Raw genomic sequence first — 22,466 nt, 5'->3', positions numbered from 1 at the left:
CGCGCCGCACCGCGCCACCACGCGCCGCGCCCCACACCACGCCACCACGCGCCGCCCCCATCGCCGGGCGTCGATCATGAAACGCCGCCGCCAGGAAAAAGTTCCACCGCGGCAACATATAGGCGTTCTCAAATCCTTTGATCGGTTGTAACGTCTGCCCAACGTTCCAGCCACGGCGTGACATACCCCCTGTCGCGCCGGAAGAAAGAGGTGGGCCCATGGGACTCCGTCCCAACCTGCTGACCCGGCGTACGGCCGGCGTCGCGTCGACGACCCTCGCGCTGCTGCTCAGCACCGCCGCCGTGGGCGTCGTACCGGCCGCTTCGGCCTTCTCCGCCGCTCCGGCCGAGGTCTGCGCCGAGCCGGCCGACGTCCACTCGGACGCCCGCGTCAAGCCGGGCGGCGGGGCCAAGCACGAGCCGAACGAGCTGACCCTCGCGGAGACCCGCGAGCGCGAGGCCGACCTGGCCGCCGCGCTGCGCGAGCGGGCCCGGTTCCGCGCCGGCGCCGGCGCCGTCACGGCGGCCGCCACCGTCACCATCCCGGTCGTGGTGCACGTGATCCAGGAGGACAGCACCCGGGCCGGCGGCAACATCCCCGACTCGATGATCAGCTCGCAGATCAGCGTGCTGAACCAGTCGTTCAGTGGGGCGACCGGCGGCGCGTCCACCGCGTTCAGCTTCCAGCTCCAGACGATCAACCGGGTGACGAACCCGTCCTGGTACCCGATCGTGCAGGGCTCCTCGGCGGAGCGGTCGATGAAGACCTCGCTGCGTACGGGCGGCAAGAACACCCTCAACATCTACCTGGGCGAGCTGAGCGACAGCCTGCTCGGCTGGGCGACCTTCCCGACCCGCAAGCTCAACAGCATGGACGGCGTCGTCGTGCTGAGCGAGTCTCTGCCGGGTGGCACCGCCGCCAACTACAACCAGGGCGACACGGGCACCCACGAGGTCGGCCACTGGCTGAACCTCTACCACACCTTCCAGGGCGGCTGCTCCGGCTCGGGCGACAGCGTCAGCGACACGGCGGCCGAGGCATCCCCGGCCTACCAGTGCCCGACCGGACGGGACACCTGCACCGCCCCGGGCACCGACCCGATCACCAACTTCATGGACTACACGTACGACTCCTGCATGCACCAGTTCACCGCCGGGCAGGCCAGCCGCATGCTGACCGCCTGGAACGCGTACCGCGCGGCGTAGTTCCGCCGTACGACTCATCGGTGCCGGCCTCGCTCGACGGGGCCGGCACCGGCGTCTGTGCAGGCCCCGTGGGCGCGCACGCGGGTGGTGGGCGCGGTGTGGCGCCCCGGACGGGGACGGCCCGGGGCGCCACACCGCGGCTCAGGCGGCCGGGCGGGCGGCGTGGCCGCCGACGCTCCCCGACCGGGTCTCGGGCACCACGGCGGTGCCGGCGGCGGCCGCGTGGGGATCGAACCACACCTGGACGGCGGGCCGGGCGTGCCCCTCGCCGACGCCGCCCGCGATGCCGGACTCGCGGCGGGCCAGCATCGCCACGTCGACGGTGAACTCGAAGACCCGCCAGTCGACCTGCGGCGCGGCCCGGTGGCTGCGGGCCAGCCGGGCGACCCGGGCCGGGTCGGTCACCGGCCGGGCGTAGCCGGCGACGTAGGCCTCGTCGTCGCTCTCCTCCGGCGGGAAGGAGTGCAGCGCGTAGCGACCGTCGCGCTCCAGGTCGCGCCGCTTGGGCGAGTCGACGACGAAGCAGAAGAGCCCCTCGTCGGTGATCACCGGGGAGACCGGGTGCACCCGGGGACCGCCGTCGGCGCGGACGGTGGCCAGGTAGCCGAAGCCCGGCCCGTACTGCTGCATGAGAAGGCGGATCCCGTCGGCGAGGCGGGGCTCGTCGGCGGCGAATTCGGACCAGGAAGCCATGCCGGCATTCTATCGAACAAACGTACGAAGACGCACTCCGACACGCAGGTCACGCGCGTCGCTCGCTAAGGTGTGCGGATGCTGCTCTCCGACCGCGACCTGGCCTCCGAGATCGAGGCGGGGACGCTCGCGCTGGAGCCGTTCGAGCCCGCGCTGGTGCAACCCTCCAGCATCGACGTACGCCTGGACAATCTCTTCCGGGTCTTCAACAACCACCTCTACACCCACATCGACCCCGCGCAGCAGCAGGACGACCTCACGTCGAAGGTCGAGGTGCCGGAGGGCGAGCCGTACGTGCTGCATCCGGGCGAGTTCGTGCTCGCCTCGACGCTGGAGGTCATCTCGCTCGGCGATCAGCTCGCCGGCCGCCTGGAGGGCAAGTCGAGCCTGGGCCGGCTGGGCCTGCTCACCCACTCCACGGCGGGCTTCATCGACCCGGGCTTCTCCGGCCACGTGACCCTGGAGCTGTCGAACGTGGCCAACCTGCCGATCACCCTCTGGCCGGGCATGAAGATCGGCCAGCTCTGCATCTTCCGGCTCTCGTCGCCGGCGCAGCACCCGTACGGCTCGGCCGTCTACGGCTCGCGCTACCAGGGCCAGCGCGGGCCGACCCCGAGCCGCTCCTGGCAGCACTGGCGCACCTGGCCGACCCGCTGACCCGACCCTCGGCCGGGCGGAGGGCCCCCGCCGGACAGGGGCCCTCCGGGCATGTCAGCCGGGCCGGCCGTAACTGTGGATCGGGCCGTCGTCGACCTTCTTCATCCTGATCGGCACCCCGGCGCGGGAGGCGTGCACCACCCAGCCCCCGCCGACGTACATGCCGACGTGGTGCAGGTCGCTGTAGTAGAAGACGAGGTCACCCGGGCGCAGCTCGCCCCGGCTGACGGTCGCGGTGGCCCGGCGCTGCTGCGCGGCGTTGTGCGGCAGCGAGACCCCGGCCTTCGCCCAGGCGGCGAGCATCAGCCCGGAGCAGTCGTACGAGTTCGGCCCCTCGGCGCCCCAGACGTAGGGCTTGCCGATCTGGGCGCAGGCGAACTTCACGGCGGTGCCGGCCGCCCCGCCGGGGTAGCCGGCCGGGCAGGGGGCGGGGCGCAGCGGCCCGCCGCCACCGTTGCCGTAGACCCGCAGCCGCAGCTTCTGCAACCGGTCGATCTCGGCGTTGATCTGCTTCTTCTTCGCCGCGAGCTGGGCCTCGGTGCGGCTGAGCTGGACGACCATCTCGTCCAGCGGCGCCTTCTTCCCGGCCAGCCGGTCGCGCAGCTGGGCGACCTGCCGCACGTCCTGCTGCTGGTGCTGGGCGAACCGGTCGAGCAGTTCGAGCTGCCCGAGCATCTCGCTCGGCGAGCGGCTGCCCAGCAGGGCGTTGACGACGGAGACGTTCTCGCCCTTGTAGGCGCGGGCGGCCAGCGCGGCCACCTTCTCCATCGCCTGGTCGACCTGCTTCTCCAGCGGCCCGATCTGCGCGGCGAGCGCGTCGGCCTGCTTCCGCCTGGCGGCCAGGTCCTGTCGGGTGGCGTTGTGCCGTTCGATGATCGGTTCGAGCTTGTTCCAGTCCTCGTCGATCTGTCGCTCGATCTCGGCGACCGTCGGTTCGGCGTGGGCCGCCGTGGCGCCGCCGGTCAGGACGACGGCGAACGCGGCCAGGGCGGCGAGGGCGGTGGTGCAGCGGTACCAGCGTGGGCGCGGCGCAGCCGTCACCGGGTCGGCGAGGGCCGACCGGGTCGACGGTGGCCGCGGGGCATGGTGTGCCACCGGGGTCCGTACTCCTTCTTCCGTACCGCCTACCGGGTTAGCTGACGGGTTCGGGCGGGAAGGGGCGCCCTACCGCAGGGACTGCGGATTCACCCCGGGGAACCTGGGTCCCCGGCTCGCTCGGGAGCGACTCGGCGGTGCCGGACCGTCACCGCCCTGGTTGGACGGATTGTCACCGGCCGACGAAGGACCAGAGTAGAGACGACCGTTATCGATCCGCAACCCTTCGGGCGGTGACACTCCGTACTCATCCGGGCGGGCGGATCCGCAACCCGGACGACGAGAGTTTCCTTCCTTTTGAAGTGTCGGGCGGAAAGGTATTGACCCGAGGCGGCGGACGGGGCGAAGGTGGCCCCATCTTTGCCCGTCCGAACTGGGGGTCTGATGCACCTGTCAGCGACATCAAGGAGCAGACGCGTCCTGCTGGCCGCGGCCGTGGCCGCCGCCCTGGCGGCGACGCCGCTCACCGCCGCCGGATCCGCCGCCGCGTCGCCGGCGACCGACCGGCAGCAGCAGTACGCCGCCGCGGCGACCGAGTACGGCGTGCCCGAGAGCGTCCTGCTCGGGGTCTCCTACCTGCAGTCCCGCTGGGACACCAACGCCGGCACGCCGAGCACCAGCGGCGGCTACGGACCCATGCACCTCACCGACGCCGAGCACGTCGCCGCCCTGTCCGGTGGCACCCACCACGACGAGGGCACCGAGGACCCGCGCGGCGACGACTCCCGCCGGTCCCTGGCCGAGGCGCACGAGCCGCCGGCCGCTGCGCCGCCCGACGAGGCGGCGCTCCGGACGCTCGACGCCGCCGCGGAGCTGACCGGCGCCAGCGAGGAGGCGCTGCGGACGGACGTCACGGCGAACATCCGGGGCGGCGCGGCGCTGCTGGCCGCGTACCAGAAGGAGATCGGCGCCCCGGTCGGCGCCGGCACCGACCCGGCGGCCTGGTACGGCGCGGTGGCCCGGTACTCCGGCGCGGACAGCGCCGACGCCGCGGCGGCCTTCGCCAACGAGGTGTACGCCACCATCGCCACGGGCGACAGCCGGCTGACCGACGACGGGCAGCGGGTCACGCTGGCCGGCGTCGCGGTCCAGCCGGACCGCTCCTGGCTGGACCGGCTGAACCTGCGCAAGCTCGCGCGGCCCGACGGGCTGGAGTGCCCGAGCGACATCTCCTGCGAGTGGATCCCGGCGCCGTACCAGCAGTACGGCCCGACGATCGAGGACTACGGCAACCACGACCTGGCCGACCGCCCCGCGCAGCAGAAGATCGAATACATCGTCATCCACGACACCGAGGGCTACTTCGGGCCGAGCGTCAACCTGGTCAAGGACCCGAAGCGGGTGGGCTGGCACTACACCCTGCGCTCGGTGGACGGCCACATCGCCCAGCACATCAAGACCAAGAACGTGGGCTGGCACGCCGGCAACTGGTACGTGAACTCCAAGTCCATCGGGCTGGAGCACGAGGGCTTCGCCGGGCACGGCACCTGGTACACGGAGGCGATGTACCGCACCTCCGCCAAGCTGGTCCGCCACCTGGCGCGGCAGTACAACATCCCGCTGGACCGGCAACACATCATCGGGCACGACAACGTCCCCGGCACCGTCGCCTCGACCGTGCGCGGCATGCACTGGGACCCGGGTCCGTACTGGAACTGGTCGCACTACTTCGACCTGCTCAAGGCGCCGTTCAAGTCGACCGCCACGCACCACACGGGCCTGGTCACCATCGACCCGGACTTCGCCACCAACCAGCCGCCCTTCACCGGCTGCAACCGGCAGCCCCCGGGCGTGCCGAACCCGCCCCCGGCGACCGCCCCCTGCCCGCTGCGGGGCTCCTCGGCGCTGTTCCTGCACAACGCGCCGAGCCACGACGCGCCGCTGGTCAACGACATCGCGCTGCGACCCGACGGCACCCCGAACACCACGTACGTCTCCGACCACGGCGCCCGCGTCTCGGCCGGACAGACGTACGCCCTGGCCGAGGTCCGGGGCGACTGGACCGCGATCTGGTACCTCGGCCAGAAGTCGTGGTTCCACAACCCCGCCTCGGCCCCGACCGCGAAGTGGGCCGTCGGCCTGGTCGCCACCCCGAAGGCCGGCAAGACCACCATCCCGGTGTACGGCCGGGCCTACCCGGAGCAGGCCGCGTACCCGGAGGGCGTGCCGTACCAGACGATCTCGCCGCTGCAGTACACCCTCTCGGCCGGTCAGCGGTACGCCGTCGGTGACGTGCTCCCCGGCGAGTACTACCGGGCCGTCACGTTCGACGGTTCCGCCCCGCACGACCGCACGGTCGTCCGTGGCGACAACAGGTACGTGCAGATCCAGTTCGGTCACCGGGTCATGTTCGTCAACCTGGACGACGTGAACCTGGTGCCGTCCCCGCTGGGCGCGCCCCGCTGATCCCACCGCACGACGAGGGCCCCCGGTCGATCCGACCGGGGGCCCTCGCGTTGCGCGGTGTTGCGGATCAGCCGGGCCTGCGGAACCCGGCCACCGGCATGGTGTTGATGCTGGAGACGTTGACCGGCTTGCCGGCCCGGGGCGCGTGCACCATCTTGTCGTTGCCGAGGTAGAGGCCGACGTGGTGCAGGTCGCTGAAGAAGAAGACCAGGTCACCGGGGCGCGCCTCGGAGCGCGGGATGGCCTTGCCCTCGTTCCACTGCGCACCGGTGAAGTGCGTCAGGTGGATCCCCGCCGCCTTGTAGGCGTACTGGGTCAGGCCGGAGCAGTCGAACGAGTTCGGTCCGGTGGCGCCCCAGACGTACGGGTCGCCGACCTGGGCGCAGGCGGTCCGGATCGCGGTCCGGGCCGCATCGCTGACCACGCCGTTGATGGTCGGGCACTTCTCCGTCTTGACGGTCGTCACCGGCAGCGACGCCTCGAGCTTCTTGATGTCGGCGTCGATCTGCTTCTTCTTCGCCGCCAGGTCGTCCTTCTGCTTCGTCTGCGCGACGATCAGCGCGTCGAGCTTCTGCTTCTCCGCGTCGTACTTCTCGCGGACCTTGGTCACGCCCTCGAGCTGCTTGCGCTCCTGCGCGGCCAGCCGGTCCAGCAGGGTCAGCTGCTCGGTCAGGGTGTGGGGCTTGGCGGTGACCAGCAGCGCGCCGATCTCCTGCGACGGGCCGGTGATGTAGTAGCGGGAGGCGAGGGCGCCGACCCGGTCCATCGCCAGCTCGCTCTCCAGCGCCAACGGCTGGATCTTCTTCTGCAGGTCCTCCGACTTCTTGCGGTTGACCTTCAGCTGCGCCCGCACCTTGTTGTACTGCTCGATGGTGGGCTCGAGCTGCTCCCACTTCTTGTCGATCGCGGCCTCGATCTCGTCGACCGAGGGCTCGGCGTGGGCGGGCGCGGCCAGCATGCCGGCGCCGACCACCGCCGCGGCGACCAGGGTGAGCAGACGGTGGGCGACCCTACGCAGGCCACCCGGACGAGCAGATCGTCCCGGTGCGTGACGATGAGGGGGCATGGTTGCCACCGGCACCGACTCCTTTTGCAACCCGGCCGCTTGGCGCCTCGCGCGAGGGAAGAGGGGCGAGACAGACGACCCACAGCGGCCGGTGCCCAACATTAGGGAAGGCCGGCAGCGGAATCAAGGCGACCGGGGTCCACTTCACGCCTGCGCAACCGCTTGCGTACCAAGGGTGTCGGCCCGCCGGCCAACTATCGCGGTCAATACGTCGTCCAGCGTGACCACACCGAGAGGACGACGGCCGTCGCTGACCAGCACCATGTGCCGCCGCTCCCGGCGCATCGACAGCAGCAGGTCGGCGAGCGTACGGTCCGGCGGCACCACCGCCAGCGGCCGGTAGACCTCCGCCGGCACGGGGGCCCGCCGGCTCGCACCCGCGTACCCGAGCACGTCCTTGACGTGCACGAAGCCGAGCACCCGGCGGGTGGATCGCTGTACCACCGGGAAGCGGGACCGGCCCGTGCGGGTGGCCAGCACCTCCAGCGAGGCGGGCGAGACGTCATCGGCCACCGTGGTCACCGTGGACCACGGTTGCAGGGCGTCGGCGGCGGTCCGGCTGTGCAACGCGAGCGCACCCGTGATCCGGGCGTGCTCCTCCGCGTCGAGCAGCCCCTCCGTACGCGCCTGCGACACCAGCCCGGCCAGTTCCTCGGCGGTGAAGACCGTCTTCACCGCCTCGGTGGCCTCGATCCGCCACAGTCCCAGCACCCGGCGCGACGCCCACTTCATCGCCACCAGCAGCGGCTTGGTGGCCAGGCAGAACGCCAACATCGCCGGCCCCAGCCAGAGCGCCGACGGCTCCGGACCGGCCAGCGTGATGTTCTTCGGCACCATCTCGCCGACCACGGTGTGCAGGAAGACCACCACGCCGAGGGCGAGCACGAAGGCCACCGGGTGGACCACCCCCTCCGGCAGCCGCGCCGCGCGGAACGCCGGCTCCAGCAGGTGCGCGAGGGCGGGCTCGGCGATCGCGCCCAGCCCCAGCGAGCAGATGGTGATGCCGAGCTGCGCCCCGGCGATCATGAGCGGGATCTGGTTCATCGCCGACAACGCCCAGCGGGCCCGCTTCGAGCCGGCCGCCAACGGCTCGACCACCGTGCGCCGGGACGCGATCAGCGCGAACTCGCTGCCCACGAAGAACGCGTTGCCGAGCAGCAGCGCGACCGTGACCAACAGCTCAGGCATCGCCGTCCGGCTCCTCGGGACGGACCACCCGGACCTGCTCGATCCGGTGCCGCTCGACCTCCACGACGGTGAACTCGAAGCCCGACTCGTCGACCGTCTCGCCCGCCAGAGGGATGTGCCCCAGCCGGGCCATCAGGAACCCGGCGAGCGTCTCGTACGGCCCCTCGGGCAGCCGGAAGCCGGTCTGCTCCGCCAGCTCGTCGGAGCGCAGCACCCCGTCGACGAGGACCGTCCGCTCCCCGCCCGGCACGGTCAGCTCGGCCGGGTCGACGTCGTCCACCGCGTCCGGGTCGAACTCGTCGGCGATCTCCCCGACCAGCTCCTCCACGAGGTCCTCCGTGGTGACCACGCCGTCGGTGCCGCCGTACTCGTCGACGACGATGGCGAGGTCGGCACCCGCGCTGCCAAGCGCGGCGAGCACGCCGTCGAGGTCCAGGCTCTCCGGCACGTACACCGGCTCGCGGGCCACCGACCCGACCGTCGTCGAGCCGCGCAGGGCCAGCGGCACGCCCAGCGCGTCGGGCACCCCGGCGACGCCGGTCACCAGGTCGAGGGTCTCCTCGTACACCGGGAACCGGGTCCGCCCGGTCTGGCGGGACAGCGCCAGCAGCTCCGCCACGGTGGCGGTGGCCCGCAGCGCGACGACGTCGACCCGCGGGGTCATCGCCTCGGCGGCCCGCTTGTCGCCGAACCGGATGGTCCGGCGCAGCAGCATGGCGGTGTCCGGCGGCAGCGCCCCGGCCCGCGCCGAGATGGCCGCCAGCAGCCCCAGTTCCTCCGGCGAGCGGGCGCTGGCCAGCTCCTCCTGCGGCTCGACGCCGAGCAGCCGGACCAGGCGGTTCGCCGAGTCGTTCAGCCCCCGGATCAGCCAGCCGCAGGCGCGGGAGAAGGCGCGCATCGGCCCGGCGGTCGCGAGCGCGGTGGGCATCGGCCGGGCCAACGCGAGGTTCTTCGGCACCAGTTCGCCGAAGAGCATCGAGAGCAGGGTGGCCAGGGCCAGGGCGAGGAACGGGGTGAATCGGCCGGCGGCGTCCCCGGCGACCGGGCGCAGCAGCGGGGTGAAGAGGCGGGCCAGGGCGGGCTCGGCCAGGTAGCCCGTGAGCAGTGCGGTGAGGGTGATGCCGAGCTGCGCCCCGGAGAGCTGGAAGGAGAGTTCCCGCAGCGCCCGGCGTACGGTCGCGGCCCGGCCGTCGCCCGCCGTCGCCCGCCGCTCGATCTCGGGCCGGTCCACCGTGACCAGGGCGAACTCGGCCGCGACGAAGAACGCGTTGCCGCCGGTCAGCAGCACGAAGCCGACCAGGGGCAGCACCGTGGTCAGCAGCAGGCCATCGATGGTCGTCTCACCTCGGCGAGATTCTCGCACGGGCGGCGGCCCCGGTCACGGGCGAGAGACCTGCCGGTCTCGCGGGGCCGGGCTACCGTCGGGACATGGCCCCGCTCACTCTCGCCCACGAACTCGCCCTGCTCGGCTACGACGACGCGGGCGTCAACCGGCTCGGCCGGCCCACGCTCGACTACGGCCTGGCCGGCGCCCTGCTGCTGGAGCTGACGCTCGCCGGTCGGGTCGAGATCGCCGACGACCGGCTGGTGGTGAGCGACCCGACCCCCGTCGGCCAGCGGCAGCTCGACGACGCGCTGGCCCGGATCGCCGCCGACCCGAAGCGGCGCAAGCCGAGCGACTGGATCAGCCGGCTCGCCAAGGACCTGCCCGAGCAGGTGCTGGACGGGCTGGTCACCGCCGGCGTGCTCCGGCGCGACTCCGACAAGGTGCTGTGGGTCTTCCCGCGTACCCGCTATCCGTCCTCCACCGGCGCGGAGCCGGCGATGGAGACGCAGGCCCGGCAGCGGATGGTCGCCGCCGTGGCCGGGGACGGCCCGGTGGACGCGCGGACGGCCGCCCTCATCGGCCTCGCCCAGGCCGTCAACCTGGACCGCAAGCTCTTCGCGGAGCTGCCGAAACAGCACGTCAAGCGCCGGCTGACCGAGATCGCCGCCGGTGACTGGGCGTCCGCCGCCACGAAGAAGGCCATCGAGGAGACCCAGGCCGCCCTGCTGATCGCCACCACCACGGCGACCACGGTCGCCATCGTGACCACCACGGCCACCTGAACGACGACGGCGGCGGCACCCGGGGGGGTGCCGCCGCCGTCGGGCGTCGCAGGGGGTACGCGTCAGCCGGCGACCGGCAACCGCTCGGTGTCCGTGCCGCCCGGCGCCTGCTCGGGCTTGACCGACCGGAGCAGCACGCTGGCCACGTCGACGACCTCGACCTGCTCGCCGGCGCCCTTGCCGTTCACCCCGTCGTTGAGCATCGTCGAGCAGAACGGGCAGCCGACGGCGACCGTCTTCGCCCCGGTGGCCATGGCCTCCTCGACCCGGTCCACGTTGATCCGCTTGCCGATCTTCTCCTCCATCCACATCCGGGCGCCACCGGCGCCGCAGCAGAAGGAGCGCTCACTGTTGCGGGGCATCTCGGTGAGCTCGCCCTCAATGGCGGTGCCGAGCACCTCGCGCGGCGGGGCGAAGACCCGGTTGTGCCGGCCCAGGTAGCAGGGGTCGTGGTAGGTCACGCCGCCGTCGACCGGCTGCACCGGGGTGAGCTTGCCGGTGGCGACCAGGTGGGCCAGGAGCTGGGTGTGGTGGACCACCTCGAACTCGCCGCCGAGCTGGCCGTACTCGTTGCCCAGGGTGTTGAAGCAGTGCGGGCAGGTGGCGACGATCTTCCGCTTGCTCTTCTCCCGGCCCTCGAACGCCTCGTTGAGGGTCTCGACGTTCTGCTGGGCGAGCATCTGGAAGACGAACTCGTTGCCGATGCGGCGGGCCGGGTCGCCGGAGCAGGTCTCGCCCTCGCCGAGGATCGCGAACTTCACGCCCGCCTCGTTGAGCAGCGTGGCGACCGCCCGGGTGGTCTTCTTGGCCCGGTCCTCGAACGCGCCGGCGCAGCCGACCCAGAAGAGGTACTCGAAGTCGTCGACCTCGCCGACCCGCGGCACCTCGAAGTCCAGGCCCTTGGTCCAGTCCTCGCGGGTGTTCTGCGGGGCGCCCCACGGGTTGCCCTTGTTCTCCAGGTTGCGCAGCATCACGCCGGCCTCCGACGGGAAGCTCGACTCGATGAGCACCTGGTAGCGGCGCATGTCGACGATGTGGTCGACGTGCTCGATGTCGACCGGGCACTGCTCGACGCAGGCGCCGCAGGTCGTGCAGGACCAGAGCACGTCCGGGTCGATGATGCCGCCTTCCTCGGCGGTGCCGATCAGCGGCCGGTCGGCCTCGGCGAGCGCGAGGACGTCCATGTGGGCGAGCTGGGCGGCGGTCGCCTTCTCCTCGCCGGTCAGGTCCTTGCCCCCGCCGGCCAGCAGGTACGGCGCCTTGGCGTACGCGTGGTCGCGCAGGCTCAGCACCAGCAGCTTCGGCGACAGCGGCTTGCCGGTGTTCCAGGCCGGGCACTGCGACTGGCAGCGGCCGCACTCGGTGCAGGTGCTGAAGTCCAGCAGGCCCTTCCAGGTGAACTGCTCGACCTGGGCGACGCCGAACTGGTCCTTCTCCGGGTCCGCCTCCTCGAAGTCCAGCGGCTTGCCCTGGCTCGTCATGGGGCGCAGCGCGCCGAGGCCGGAGACGTTGGCGCCCGGGTCACGCTTGAAGAAGATGTTGAAGAAGGCCAGGAAGCGGTGCCAGGCGACGCCCATGGTGACGTTCAGCGCGATCACGATGAGCCAGGTCATCGAGATGGCGATCTTGATGAGCGCGGCGACGCTGACGCCGGTCTCCCAGTTCGGCAGCACCCCGCCGACGGCGTGGCTGAGCGGGGTGGCCCAGACCGGGTACTCGAAGTGGTCGGTGGCGACCTTGAAGCCCCGGATGACGAAGCCCATGATCAGCACCGCGAGGACCACGGCCTCGACGAAGTAGCCCTGCCACATGGTGGAGCCGGTGAACCGGGAGCGGCCGCCCGGCCGGGTCGGCCGGTTGCGGACGCGGATCGCGATCAGCACCAGGATGCTGACGATGCCCAGGATGCCGATCAGCTCGGTCACCGCGCCGTAGAGCGCCCAGCCGCCGACCAGCGGCAGCCCGCCGGTCGGGGAGACGACCTCGAAGTACGCCTCCAGCACCAGCAGCGAGAGCACGATGAACCCGACCATCACGAACCAGTGCGCCGCGCCCACCACGCTCCAGCGGAGCATGCGGGTGTGGCCGACGGTCTCCGCCAGCATGGTCTTCGTGCGGGTGCCCTTGTCACCGAAGCGGGTCGGGTCCGGCTGACCCAGCCGGATGACGGCCACCATCTTCATGACCGCGCGTGCCGCAAGCCACACCGCCACGGCGGTGATGGCGAACGCGAGGATCGTGGTGACGATCTGGACGCTGCCCATCGAGTTGGCCTCCCCGGTCTGCTGCCTGTCGAGCGGCTCGGCGACCGGGGCCGGGCCAGGGCGCGATCGGCGAGCCGCAGCTGCCGCACCCTCGACCGGACCGGTCGATGACCTCGCTCCGCTCGGTCATGCAGTGCAGCCTACGCGCAAGGTTACCCAGCAGTAACGTGAGTCATCTCGCACCTGGGCCGCGCCGCCCTGCGCACACCATAGGGCGCACGCCCCTGAACCGCCGGGTAGGGGCTCCACTGAGTGACATGGATTGCCGCGGCACCGGCTCGGGGGCCGGTGCCGCGGTCGACGGCAGGGCTGATCGCGCCCAGGGGCCCCGCCGCCGGCCGGCGGCGGGGTGGCCGGGCTCAGCGCCAGCGGGAGAGCAGGATCAGGGAGGCGACCATGGCGCCGAAGCCCACCGCGAGGTTCCAGTAACCCCACGCCATGACCGGGTACTCCTGCTCGGAGAGGTAGTAGACCACCAGCCAGCCGATGCCGAAAACGATGAGGGCGACCGCCGAGACCGGGAGCCAGACCGGGCTAGGCTTGCGCGTCGCCGCCGTCGCCGTCGGACGGACGTCCGTCGGCGGGGTGTACACCTTCTTCTTGCGAACCTGAGACTTGGGCACGACGCTCTCCAGAGGGGTTACGACCTCGTCCGGCCTGACAACCGGGCGCGGGGGCGACGGTCCATGGCCAATAATGTTCGACAGCTAGCGTAGTCCCGAAGGCGCGTCCAATCCACGAATGGGGCGAGGCCGGTGCACCCAGTGACCGAAAAAGGCGGGACTGTTCGGGTCGCCGCAGCGGCCCGCGCCTCCGCGGGCTGAACCAGACGACGGGGAAGGAACGCTCGGTGGAGTACACATCCGGCGCGGCCTCCTGGCAGAAGGTGCTCCGGCGGGCGGTTGCCGGGCTGCTGCCTCGGCGCCCACGGCAGCGACGACCGGGCTGGTCGATCGGGGTGCCGCTGATCGCCGCCGCGGCCGGGCTGCTCTTCACCACCACGGCCACCACCGCCGGCGGCACCGCCCTGCGCGAGGACCGCCGACCCCAGCTCAACCAGTTGATCGAGGACCGGCGCGCGGAGGTGGCGGCCAGCGAGCGGCGGGCGGCCGACCTGCGCGACGAGGTCGAGGGCCGCACGAACGCCCTGGCCAGCTCCGACGGCCCGATCAAGGAACAGCAGGACCGGGCCGCCGCCAGTCGGGACGACGCCGGCTTCACCGCGCTCGCGGGGCCCGGGGTGACAGTGGAACTCGACGACGCGCCGCGGCGCAACGACGGCACGCTGCCCGCGGGGGCCACCAACGACGACCTGGTCGTCCACCAGGGGGACGTGCAGGCGGTGGTGAACGCCCTCTGGGCAGGTGGCGCCGAGGCCATGTCCATCATGAACGTCCGCGTGCTGTCGACCAGCGCGGTACGCTGCGTGGGTAACACCCTGCTGCTGCACGGCCGGGTGTACTCCCCACCATTCAAGATCGTAGCAATCGGCGATCCCGCTGCCCTGCAGCAGGCCCTCGCCGACTCTCAGGGAGTCCGGTTGTTCAGGGACCTGGTCGACGACTACAAGCTCGGTTACAGGGAGACCGTCTCCACCGTGACCGTGCCGGCGTTCGAGGACTCGACCACGCTGCGCTCGGCGACGGTGCCCCGGTGAGCCGCGCGCCCGACGACTGGCCCGAGGACCGCGACGACCGGCACCGCGACCAGGCTGACGGTCCGACCGCATTCCTGCCCAAGGTCGACCGTCCCGGGCCCCGCCCGGCCCCGGCCGGCGCCTGGCCGCAGCCCACGCTGCCGACCCGGTCCCCGGCGCCCCGCCCGCCCCACGGGCCCGACCCGGCCGCCGGCGACGGTCGCGCGCCTGCCGGCCCGCCCGCCGGGGGATGGCGCGCCATGCCCGAACCCGCCCGCCCGACACCGGAGCAGGGCCGACCCGCCAACCCCGGCCGGTTCCCGTCAGGCGGCGACCGGAGCCGCTCCGACCAGAGTCGCTCCGCCGCCAACCCCGCCCGGCCCACCGAGCCCGGCCGCCCCGGCCCCGCCGACTTCGGCCGCCCCGGCCCCACGGATCTCGGCCGCCCCGGCCCCACGGATCTCGGCCGCCCCGGCCCCGCCGACCTCGGCCGCCATCAGCCCTCGGATCCCGGCCGCCCCGGCCCCGCCAACCTCGACTGGCACCGGCCCGCCGCCGCCGACCGGCGCGGGTCCGCCGACTTCGACCGACGTGAGCCGGCCGGCTCCGACCGGTCCAGGTCCGCGGACTTCGACCGCCCAGGGTCACTCGACTTCGATCGGCGCGAGTCCGCCGACTTCGACCGGCCCAGGTCCGCCGACTTCGACCGCCAAGGGTCCCCCGGCTCCGGCCGACGCGGATCCGGCGAATTCGACCGGCCCGGCCCCGGCGACTCACGCCGCCCCGGCCCGGCGGGCTTCGACCGTCCGGACTCCGCCGACCTCCGCCGCCCCGGCCCGGCCGACTCCGGCCCGTCCGTCGGTGCCGGCGCGCCGGCGTCGTGGCCCGGTGCCGGCCCGGTCCGGCCGGCCACCCCGCCGCACCCCACCGCGCCGTCCGACGACCTCCGACGGCCGGGCGCGGCCGGGGCCGGGGGCGGGCACTCGCTCCGCCCGCCGGTCGATCGGGCCGCCGCCCGGGAGGGCCAGCCGACCGCCGACGCGCCGACCGCGTTCATCCCCAAGGTGGGCGCGTCGGGCACCGGCCCGTCGGCCCCGGTCTCCCCGGCCGGCCCGGGCCGCGACGTCGATTCCGGGACCACCGCCCTGATCCCGGCCGTCTCCGGGCGTACGCCGACTGCCCCAGCCGCCCTCGTCGAGTCCACCGCCCTGATGGGCGCGGTGCCGCGTCCTCCGAAGACGGACGAGCCGGAGACCTCCGACGCTCCCGCCGAGCAGCCTCGGCCACGCCGGGGCGAGCGGGTGGTCCAGCTGCGCCCGGAGCAGACCGGCGAGGGCTACAAGAGCGTCTACTCGGAGCTCACCCGACCGTCGCTGGGCTCCCGGCTGCGCACCGGCATCCGGGTCAGCGGCGAACTGCTGATCACCTTCGGCCTGGTGGTGCTGCTCTTCGCGGGCTACGAGGTCTGGGGCAAGTCGGCGATCGTCGACGCCCATCAGACCGACCTCAGCCAGCAACTGGCGCAGGCGTGGGGCCCCGAGGGCGACCCGACGGTGGCGCCGTCGGCGAGCGCGTCCACCAAGCCGAAGCCGCCCGTGCAGGGCAAGCCCATCGCCGGGCTCTACATCCCCAAGCTCGACAAGAACTGGGTCGTCGTCGAGGGCGTCACCCAGAAGGACATCCGGTACGCGCCAGGCCACTACCCCTCCAGCGCCCTACCCGGCCAGGTCGGCAACTTCTCCGTCGCCGGGCACCGCAACCGGGCCACCTTCTGGCGGCTCGACGAGCTGAACGACGGTGACGCCATCGTGGTGGAGGGCAAGACCGACTGGCACGTCTACAAGGTCACCGAGAGCCGGATCGTCAAGCCCACCCAGGTCGAGGTGGTGGCGCCCGTACCGGGCAAGCCCGGGCAGAAGCCGACCAGGTCGATGCTCACCCTGACCACCTGCAACCCGAAGTTCGACAACTACCAACGCCTGATCATCCACGCCGAGCTGGCACGCAGCCAGCCGAAGTCGGCGGGGCGCCCGGCGGAACTGGGGGCCTGACGGTGTACGGCTGGATCTGGCGCAAGCTTCCCTTCGGGCTGCCCGGCAAGCTCACCGGCAGCCTGCTGATCGCCAGCGCGATGGTGGCCCTGCTCTGGTACGTGGTCTTCCCGTGGGCCGAGCCCCTGCTGCCCTTCGACGACGTGCAGGTCACCCAGGATTCCGGCGACCCCGGCGGTGACGTGGTGCCGGGCGGTGGGGAGGGCGACGGCGCCCCGACCGGCGACGATCACGACCTGCCGTACGACACCGACCAGAACAACACCCCGCCCTCTCCGAACGAGTGAGCCCCTGATGCGTGTCCTGGTGATCGACAACTACGACTCGTTCGTCTTCAACCTGGTGCAGTACCTCGGCCAGCTCGGCGTGGACTGCGAGGTCCGGCGCAACGACGAGATCGAGGTCGCCGAGGTGGGGAGGGTCGGCGCGGCCGGCGTCCTGCTCTCGCCCGGCCCGGGCAGCCCCGACCGCGCCGGCATCTGCCTCGACGTCATCCGCGCGTACGCGGGCGAGCTGCCGATCTTCGGCGTCTGCCTGGGTCACCAGGCGATCGGCGAGGCCTTCGGCGCCACCGTGACCCGCGCCCCCGAGCTGCTGCACGGCAAGACCTCCGAGGTCCGTCACCGCGACGTCGGGGTGCTCGCCGGCCTGCCGGACCCGTTCACCGCCACCCGCTACCACTCGCTCGCCGTGCTGCCCGAGACGCTGCCCGAGGAGCTGGAGGTCACCGGCTGGACGGGCTCCGGCGTGGTGATGGCGATGCGGCACCGGACGCTGCCGATCGAGGGCGTCCAGTTCCACCCGGAGTCGGTGCTGACCGAGGGCGGCCACCTGATGCTGGCGAACTGGCTCGCCGCCTGCGGTCACGCGGAGGCGCTGGAGTGGGCCCCGGCGCTGGCCGCCGAGGTGGACGCCCGCCGCCGCGCCGCCTTCGCCACCACCTGACCAGCACTCCTGATCGCGCAGTGGAGGCCGCACGCCGCGGACAGGTCGTCGGCCGCACCTCCCCCGTACGACGGCGTTCCCCTGCCTGACCCCGGCGACCGCAGGGTCAGCCCGGACGCTGGACGCGGGCCAGCTTGTCGGCCCGACCACGCCGGGACGGCGACAGAAAGTCCACCCCCACGCCAGCGCCCTCGCCGGGTGTCGCCGCCCATCCGCGGAGCTTGTCGGCGAGAGCGGGAACCCGCTTGTCGTGCGGACCGACAGCGATGTAGAACAGTGACTCGTCCACCTCACGATCGTCGCCACCCCAACGCACGACACCCTCGCAGTCCGCCAGGACGTCCCGCAGCGCCAGTTCCTGCAGTGGGAAGAAGCCTCCCCTGGCCCGGGCACCCGGCCGGATGCGTACCGCGGTACCGGAAGCGAGGTTGGACTCGGGCAGGCCCTTGCGGAGCTTGCCGATCTCACACCATCCGACCAGGTCAGCCCGCTGGATCTGGTCGATCTCGTAGTGGAACCGGCGTACCACGTGCAACAGGATCAACTCGACGTCACCGATCCACACCGCCACGCTCAGCCCCGTGCCGGCCACCGACCGAGTCCACACCTGTGAGTCACGGTCCGCGTTCGCCTGGATCGTCCATCCGTTCGTCGAGGTCGCCGGGCGCTTCGGCCCGCGGCGCTCAGCGGCTGATGCGGAAGCGGCGGGCAGCACGGAGCCGACGGCGGCGGCCGCGCCAGTGAGGGCGGCGGTTCTGAGAACCGTCCGCCGAGTCATCTGCTGGTCCATGTCTCTGTATCCCTTCTCGGATGGTCAGAACAGGAAGAACCCCACGACGTACGGCGCGAGGGAGGCGGCAACGCACGCGGGCCAGTACTGGGATCCCGGCACGGCTGTCCTGCGGAGCATCCACAGGTTGGACAGCCCCCAGATCAGGCCGAAGAGGCAGAACACCGGCGCGGCGATGAGCAACCAGAGGAGCATCCCGTCGTCCTCGTTCGGATCCCGCTGCGTCCATCCCAGAGCTGCCAGCGGACCGTTCACGACGATGTACCAGGCCAGGAACAACGGCACTATCGCCGGTATCCCGAGCAGCAGGTTCACACCGACGGGTACAGCCAGGTTCCACGTCCGCGGACGTGCCAAGAGCGAGTCCCCCTACTGGGCGCGGCTGAGGCGGTTGTAGTTCTCCAGCACGTTGTAAAGGCCGATCAGCTCTCGCCCGTACTGCTGCGCCCCGTCACCGGTGCCGTTGTACCGGGCCAGGAGAGCTTGGGTGTCGGCCTGGCCGGTGGTGAGCGAGGGACGGGGAATTCCGAGCTGGTGCGCATTGTAGATCGTCAGATAGGCGGCCGTCGGAATGTTGTAGTGCGGATCCTGGAGAAGGTCCCACACCGCACGTTTGTCGCTGCTGCTCAGCGGCACGCCGTTGATGATTCCCTGCTGGATGCAGTAGTTGCGGGCTTCTATGGCCACCCAGGCAAAGATCTGTCCCCACCCGGTGCTGGAGTCGTCCTTCAGCCCGGTCCGCACCGCGTCGTCGGCGATCGGATCGAGCGGGTTCAGCTTGCGCAGCTCCCACATGACCGGAGCCTGGATGAGAGCCTTACGGAGCTTCAAGGCCCGGGCCAGGTTCGTGAACAGCCAGTCGGCCTCCATGACGTAGTTGAACGCCTCTGTCGTGGTGACCTGGTCATAGGTGACCCAGTCACCGTCCTTCCAGCCCTCGCCGCCGGTCTCCGGAACGCCGATCGAGGTGAGGTAGGTCTGGATGTCGTGCAGCAGCGCCGGCTTGTAGCTGGCCTGAAGGTCCACGTCCAGGCCGCTTGTGACGGGCGTGGCGGGGTCGAAGGTTCCTTGACCGGTGTCACGACCGGAGGCGATGTTGTTGTCGATCTCGATCCGCCCGTCGCCGGAGCCGACCCAGATAGTGGCGATCTGGTCGAATGCCCAGTTCGTCGGCAGCGGGTAACCGAGATTCCCGGAGAACCCGGAGGACATGTCGGAGACGAAGGAGGTGGCCGCATACCCTGCGTCGGACACGCGCTGGCACACGTTGCGGGGGCCGTAGATGCCCACGCCGTAGTCGGAGAGTTCGCCGATGGTGCGGTAGACGCCCTTGAAGTGCGGAAGGATGTAGGAGGTGACCTCGCTGTCCATCGCGTCGTAGTCGACAGCGAAGTAGATGATCGACCCCGGCTTGAACCCGTGGATCCTCGCCCATTCGATGGCGTTGGACGCGTCGACGCACCCTTGCGAGTAGCGGAAGTAGTCCGCGTCCCGGGACCACGTCTGGTAGATCGGGAAGCAGCGCAACCCGTACTGCCTGATCGTGTCGAGCTCGCCCGGCTGGATCTGCTTCTCGGGCAGGCTCGTGCTCGACGGGTTGTAGAGATACCGACCGATGTACTTGTAACCTGCGTCCTTCAGCGCCTGCGCTCGAGCCGGCGTGATCTTCGTGACACCGTCGCACGCCGCGCCTCTGCGGGTCTGGTCGCCGTACGAGACGAGCAGCGACGCCCATGTCTGGAAGTCACCGTTTCCGTTGACCGGAAGTGCCGCGAACGCCTGGAAGTCCCGGACCGCAGCCTGCACCGCGGCGGTGAAGTCCCCGAAGGCGACGGTCCGCGCGTTGAGAAGCATTGCCGCGGTGAACAGTTGCGCCCAGGTGCCGGTGGTGCCGAGCGTCACCGTGTGGGACTTCAGCCCCGCCTGCGTGCCAGGGCCGAACACGCCGTTGGCCGTGCCGTCGGCCATACCCAACTCGTACTGGATGGCCAGCAGCATCGACTTCGCGACGTCGCGAGAGTGGTGACCGTCGCACGGGATGATGAAGAAGTCGCGCCGGTTGACGTACCGCCCGTTCAGCCACCGCTGGACGGATCGGATCCCGCTCGACCCGTTGTTGACGGTGACGTACGCGTCCATGTTGAACAGGGCCTTGACCACCTTGGGTTCAAGGGAACTGCCCGGGAATGCGCCGTCGACTCCCATGTCCTGCTTCAACTTGATGACGGCGGCCTCGACACGGGAGTTGTATATGCCGTCGATACCGCCGCCGTCGTAGCCCTTGCAGTAGAGGGCGGACTGAAGGATGCAGCCGAAGATCCATGACGGGACGGTGACTGCGTTCAGGCTGGGGTATCTGGACTGCAGCGTCGAGAGTGTGGTCGGGCCGAAGGAATCCGACAGGGCCGTGATGCCCAACTCGTACTGGAGCGCCCGGGTGAGGGCGTACATCGTGCTCCAGCCGGTTCGGCCATTCTCTTCCAGCTTGGATATGCCGAGAGTTGCACCGTTGTTGTACGTGCTGTTGATGAAACGCTGGGCCCGCAGGACCATCTCGTCGGACATCCGCGATCCTTCTTCGAGAGGGGGTATGACAGCGCCGGACCAATACGGAACTGCAGAGGGGCAGACCCAATCTCCAGCCGCTGCTGTGGTCAGAGAATCTGTGCAGACAGTGTTTGGTGAGGGAGGCGGCTACGGGAGTCGGCCGGGCGGCATGATGCCGCAGGACCGCCGCGCGTGTCGCGGCGGCCCCTACCCGTCCGCCGGCCCGCTAGCCCCTTACCTGGGCTGCTGGCTGCTAATAGCCACTCGTGCAGGACCAGACCGACGGTCCACCAACCTGGGTGTCGTAGCAGGCCTTGTAGGTGTAACCCGCGTCGTCGAGCATCGCGGTCCAGACGCTTGAGCCGTTGTAGCGACCGTCGTAGTTGTAGACCGACAGCCTGACGTTGCCGCTGGAGTAGTAACTGAAGCCGGCAATCGACGTGTAGCAGCACCCACGAGTCCACGCCGTACGGCAGCCGGGGCTGTACCGCAACTCGACCCTCGACTCGTATCCGTTGCTCTTCGTGTAGACGGTCACGGCGTCGGTGCTGCAGTAGCGGTAGTTCGACGGCCCGCCAGGCATCGGCGCGAGGTAGGACGCGGGATCCTTCCCGTCGCAGGCCGAGCCGCAGGCGTCGCCGGCGGCGAGGGTCGAGCTGAGGGCGCGGACGGCGGCCGGGTCGGCGATGGTCTCGACGGATCCGTCGGCATGCCGGACGGTACGGCTCGGCAGGGTCACGTCGTCCCGGCCGTACCGCTCCTTGGCGATGGCCTCCTCACGCGTCGGCCGCGTGGGATCGGCGGAGCTCGGAGCCTGGGCCGAGGCCGCCTGCGGCGCCTCGGCAGCGGATGACGCGCCCGGCGCGACGATGACCAGCGGAACGAGCGCTGCCAGTAGCAAGGCAGCACGAATGGACGTGCGCATGGAACCCCCGTGGTAATCAAGCCCTCACAGAAAGCGAGGGCCCCTCATTCGATCACCGCGAGAAGCAGACAGTCAACAGTCTGAATATTTACATCTGTCCAGGGCTGGCTGACGGGTGTCTCCTACCTGAGCCCCGTCGGCTCCTGAGCGGCCCCGAAGGGGGTCAGCTCGCCCCAGGCGCCCGAGGACGGGTCAGCCCCGCAGCGCGGTCCGGACCGCCGAATCCGGGGGCGAGCGCACTGCGGGTGGCCGGTCGCGGACCGCGTCCCATGCCGCCTTGCCGCTGGCGAAGTAGTCCCGGACCGCCTTGCCGAAGAGCAGGGCGGACCCGCAGCCGGGGCAGCGGGCGGCCACTCCGTCGACGTCGAGGCCGAGGTGCCGGCACAGCGTCACCGCGCGGGACAGGTGGTAGGACTGGGTCACGATCAGGGCGCGGTCGACCCCGTACACGTCGCGCGCCCGGGCGCAGGTGTCGTAGGTGTCCAGGCCGAACGGGTCTGCCACGACGCGACGCGGATCGACACCGAGCCGCTCGGTCAGGTGGGACGTCATCGCCGCCGGCTCGTCGCCGGACGTGCCGCCCCCGTCGCCCGACACGAGGACCACCCGGGCCCGCCCGCTCTTCACCAGCGCGGCGGCGGTCTCCAGGCGGCCGGCGAGCCGGTCACCCGGCTGACGGCCGTCCGCCGCCACCGCGGTGCCCAGGACGATCACGACGTCGGCGGCCGGCGCGTCGGCCTCGCCGTACAGGTGGCCGCGGGCGGAGATGGTCGTCCAGAGCCAGGGGAGGCTGGCGACAACCAGCGCCACCAGGCCCAGCACCGCCGCGCGGATCAGGCGTCGCCGCCACCGGCTCGCCGGTTCCGCCGCGCCTGTCGCCGGCCGTCCC

At 71.4% G+C, this 22,466-nt stretch carries 20 protein-coding genes and 1 riboswitch; of the genes, 8 read left to right on the top strand and 12 right to left on the bottom strand.

Going from position 1 to position 22,466, the window contains the following annotated elements:
• Nucleotides 1-218 precede the first annotated feature (218 nt).
• A complete protein-coding gene (locus AB0G08_RS03865) occupies nucleotides 219-1,205 on the top strand; it encodes a zinc metalloprotease (protein WP_358082654.1) in 987 nt (328 codons plus the stop codon).
• Nucleotides 1,206-1,346: 141 nt separating this feature from the next.
• Here the strand turns inward: AB0G08_RS03865 and AB0G08_RS03860 are convergent, their stop codons facing one another.
• Nucleotides 1,347-1,898 (bottom strand): pyridoxamine 5'-phosphate oxidase family protein, encoded by a 552-nt coding sequence (locus tag AB0G08_RS03860; protein WP_358082651.1) that lies wholly within the window; start codon nucleotides 1,896-1,898, stop codon nucleotides 1,347-1,349.
• A gap of 78 nt (nucleotides 1,899-1,976) precedes the next feature.
• Between AB0G08_RS03860 and dcd the strand changes: the two genes are divergently transcribed.
• Complete coding sequence (gene dcd / locus AB0G08_RS03855; protein WP_357866609.1) at nucleotides 1,977-2,555, top strand: dCTP deaminase; 579 nt, start codon at nucleotides 1,977-1,979, stop codon at nucleotides 2,553-2,555.
• 54 nt (nucleotides 2,556-2,609) lie between these two features.
• On the opposite strand, the gene AB0G08_RS03850 is transcribed toward dcd, so the two are convergent.
• Nucleotides 2,610-3,650, bottom strand: a complete 1,041-nt coding sequence (locus AB0G08_RS03850; protein ID WP_358082648.1) for an NlpC/P60 family protein — start codon at nucleotides 3,648-3,650, stop codon at nucleotides 2,610-2,612.
• 12 nt (nucleotides 3,651-3,662) lie between these two features.
• A riboswitch (cyclic di-AMP (ydaO/yuaA leader) is annotated at nucleotides 3,663-3,797 on the bottom strand.
• A 237-nt stretch (nucleotides 3,798-4,034) separates the two neighbouring features.
• Here AB0G08_RS03850 and AB0G08_RS03845 point away from each other — a divergent pair.
• Entirely contained in the window at nucleotides 4,035-6,056 is a 2,022-nt protein-coding gene (locus tag AB0G08_RS03845) for a peptidoglycan recognition family protein (RefSeq protein ID WP_358082645.1), read from the top strand.
• A 67-nt stretch (nucleotides 6,057-6,123) separates the two neighbouring features.
• Here the strand turns inward: AB0G08_RS03845 and AB0G08_RS03840 are convergent, their stop codons facing one another.
• The 3 genes from AB0G08_RS03840 to AB0G08_RS03830 all read right to left on the bottom strand — a co-directional run bounded on the left by AB0G08_RS03840 (nucleotide 6,124) and on the right by AB0G08_RS03830 (nucleotide 9,616).
• Nucleotides 6,124-7,137: an NlpC/P60 family protein gene (locus tag AB0G08_RS03840; RefSeq protein WP_358082642.1), complete on the bottom strand. Its 1,014-nt coding sequence runs from the start codon at nucleotides 7,135-7,137 to the stop codon at nucleotides 6,124-6,126.
• 129 nt (nucleotides 7,138-7,266) lie between these two features.
• Nucleotides 7,267-8,310 carry a hemolysin family protein gene (locus AB0G08_RS03835; protein WP_358082639.1) on the bottom strand — a complete coding sequence of 348 codons (1,044 nt, stop codon included), beginning with the start codon at nucleotides 8,308-8,310 and terminating at the stop codon, nucleotides 7,267-7,269.
• Entirely contained in the window at nucleotides 8,303-9,616 is a 1,314-nt protein-coding gene (locus AB0G08_RS03830; RefSeq protein WP_358082921.1) for a hemolysin family protein, read from the bottom strand. The genes AB0G08_RS03835 and AB0G08_RS03830 overlap by 8 nt, the downstream gene beginning before the upstream one ends.
• A gap of 122 nt (nucleotides 9,617-9,738) precedes the next feature.
• Between AB0G08_RS03830 and AB0G08_RS03825 the strand changes: the two genes are divergently transcribed.
• Nucleotides 9,739-10,419, top strand: coding sequence for a GPP34 family phosphoprotein (locus tag AB0G08_RS03825; protein WP_358082636.1), 681 nt, complete (start codon nucleotides 9,739-9,741; stop codon nucleotides 10,417-10,419).
• A 62-nt stretch (nucleotides 10,420-10,481) separates the two neighbouring features.
• Here the strand turns inward: AB0G08_RS03825 and AB0G08_RS03820 are convergent, their stop codons facing one another.
• Complete coding sequence (locus AB0G08_RS03820) at nucleotides 10,482-12,683, bottom strand: (Fe-S)-binding protein (protein ID WP_358082633.1); 2,202 nt, start codon at nucleotides 12,681-12,683, stop codon at nucleotides 10,482-10,484.
• Between the two features lie 359 nt (nucleotides 12,684-13,042).
• A complete protein-coding gene (locus tag AB0G08_RS03815) occupies nucleotides 13,043-13,306 on the bottom strand; it encodes a cell division protein CrgA (protein ID WP_089002723.1) in 264 nt (87 codons plus the stop codon).
• A gap of 227 nt (nucleotides 13,307-13,533) precedes the next feature.
• Between AB0G08_RS03815 and AB0G08_RS03810 the strand changes: the two genes are divergently transcribed.
• The 4 genes from AB0G08_RS03810 (at nucleotide 13,534) to AB0G08_RS03795 (ending at nucleotide 17,315) form a co-directional block, all read left to right on the top strand.
• On the top strand, nucleotides 13,534-14,340 hold the full coding sequence (locus AB0G08_RS03810; RefSeq protein WP_358082630.1) for a DUF881 domain-containing protein: 807 nt from the start codon (nucleotides 13,534-13,536) through the stop codon (nucleotides 14,338-14,340).
• A gap of 239 nt (nucleotides 14,341-14,579) precedes the next feature.
• Nucleotides 14,580-16,370 carry a class E sortase gene (locus AB0G08_RS03805; protein WP_358082627.1) on the top strand — a complete coding sequence of 597 codons (1,791 nt, stop codon included), beginning with the start codon at nucleotides 14,580-14,582 and terminating at the stop codon, nucleotides 16,368-16,370.
• A 2-nt stretch (nucleotides 16,371-16,372) separates the two neighbouring features.
• Nucleotides 16,373-16,657 carry a hypothetical protein gene (locus AB0G08_RS03800; protein WP_358082624.1) on the top strand — a complete coding sequence of 95 codons (285 nt, stop codon included), beginning with the start codon at nucleotides 16,373-16,375 and terminating at the stop codon, nucleotides 16,655-16,657.
• Between the two features lie 7 nt (nucleotides 16,658-16,664).
• A complete protein-coding gene (locus AB0G08_RS03795; protein WP_358082621.1) occupies nucleotides 16,665-17,315 on the top strand; it encodes an aminodeoxychorismate/anthranilate synthase component II in 651 nt (216 codons plus the stop codon).
• A gap of 106 nt (nucleotides 17,316-17,421) precedes the next feature.
• Here the strand turns inward: AB0G08_RS03795 and AB0G08_RS03790 are convergent, their stop codons facing one another.
• From AB0G08_RS03790 to AB0G08_RS03770, 5 genes are all read right to left on the bottom strand, one after another.
• Nucleotides 17,422-18,105: a hypothetical protein gene (locus AB0G08_RS03790; RefSeq protein ID WP_358082618.1), complete on the bottom strand. Its 684-nt coding sequence runs from the start codon at nucleotides 18,103-18,105 to the stop codon at nucleotides 17,422-17,424.
• A gap of 24 nt (nucleotides 18,106-18,129) precedes the next feature.
• Nucleotides 18,130-18,420, bottom strand: coding sequence for a hypothetical protein (locus AB0G08_RS03785; protein WP_358082615.1), 291 nt, complete (start codon nucleotides 18,418-18,420; stop codon nucleotides 18,130-18,132).
• A gap of 54 nt (nucleotides 18,421-18,474) precedes the next feature.
• Complete coding sequence (locus AB0G08_RS03780) at nucleotides 18,475-20,670, bottom strand: glycoside hydrolase domain-containing protein (protein WP_358082612.1); 2,196 nt, start codon at nucleotides 20,668-20,670, stop codon at nucleotides 18,475-18,477.
• Nucleotides 20,671-20,905: 235 nt separating this feature from the next.
• Nucleotides 20,906-21,577: a DUF2690 domain-containing protein gene (locus AB0G08_RS03775; RefSeq protein WP_358082607.1), complete on the bottom strand. Its 672-nt coding sequence runs from the start codon at nucleotides 21,575-21,577 to the stop codon at nucleotides 20,906-20,908.
• A gap of 192 nt (nucleotides 21,578-21,769) precedes the next feature.
• On the bottom strand, nucleotides 21,770-22,387 hold the full coding sequence (locus AB0G08_RS03770) for an ElyC/SanA/YdcF family protein (RefSeq protein WP_358082604.1): 618 nt from the start codon (nucleotides 22,385-22,387) through the stop codon (nucleotides 21,770-21,772).
• Between the last annotated feature and the right edge of the window lie 79 nt (nucleotides 22,388-22,466).

Origin of the sequence: Micromonospora sp. NPDC023644 (assembly GCF_040640115.1) — a bacterium.
Classification (GTDB): Bacteria; Actinomycetota; Actinomycetes; order Mycobacteriales; family Micromonosporaceae; genus Micromonospora.
This window is presented reverse-complemented; position numbering and strand designations above follow the sequence as displayed.

Bases quoted from the DNA above. Each gene is read 5' to 3' on its own strand.
- dcd (WP_357866609.1), top strand. From the start codon at position 1,977: ATGCTGCTCTCCGACCGCGACCTGGCCTCCGAGATCGAGGCGGGGACG.
- AB0G08_RS03825 (WP_358082636.1), top strand. From the start codon at position 9,739: ATGGCCCCGCTCACTCTCGCCCACGAACTCGCCCTGCTCGGCTACGAC.
- AB0G08_RS03845 (WP_358082645.1), top strand. From the start codon at position 4,035: ATGCACCTGTCAGCGACATCAAGGAGCAGACGCGTCCTGCTGGCCGCG.
- AB0G08_RS03790 (WP_358082618.1), bottom strand. From the start codon at position 18,105: ATGGACCAGCAGATGACTCGGCGGACGGTTCTCAGAACCGCCGCCCTC.
- AB0G08_RS03860 (WP_358082651.1), bottom strand. From the start codon at position 1,898: ATGGCTTCCTGGTCCGAATTCGCCGCCGACGAGCCCCGCCTCGCCGAC.
- AB0G08_RS03775 (WP_358082607.1), bottom strand. From the start codon at position 21,577: ATGCGCACGTCCATTCGTGCTGCCTTGCTACTGGCAGCGCTCGTTCCG.
- AB0G08_RS03795 (WP_358082621.1), top strand. From the start codon at position 16,665: ATGCGTGTCCTGGTGATCGACAACTACGACTCGTTCGTCTTCAACCTG.
- AB0G08_RS03780 (WP_358082612.1), bottom strand. From the start codon at position 20,670: ATGTCCGACGAGATGGTCCTGCGGGCCCAGCGTTTCATCAACAGCACG.
- AB0G08_RS03865 (WP_358082654.1), top strand. From the start codon at position 219: ATGGGACTCCGTCCCAACCTGCTGACCCGGCGTACGGCCGGCGTCGCG.
- AB0G08_RS03820 (WP_358082633.1), bottom strand. From the start codon at position 12,683: ATGGGCAGCGTCCAGATCGTCACCACGATCCTCGCGTTCGCCATCACC.
- AB0G08_RS03835 (WP_358082639.1), bottom strand. From the start codon at position 8,310: ATGCCTGAGCTGTTGGTCACGGTCGCGCTGCTGCTCGGCAACGCGTTC.
- AB0G08_RS03805 (WP_358082627.1), top strand. From the start codon at position 14,580: ATGCCCGAACCCGCCCGCCCGACACCGGAGCAGGGCCGACCCGCCAAC.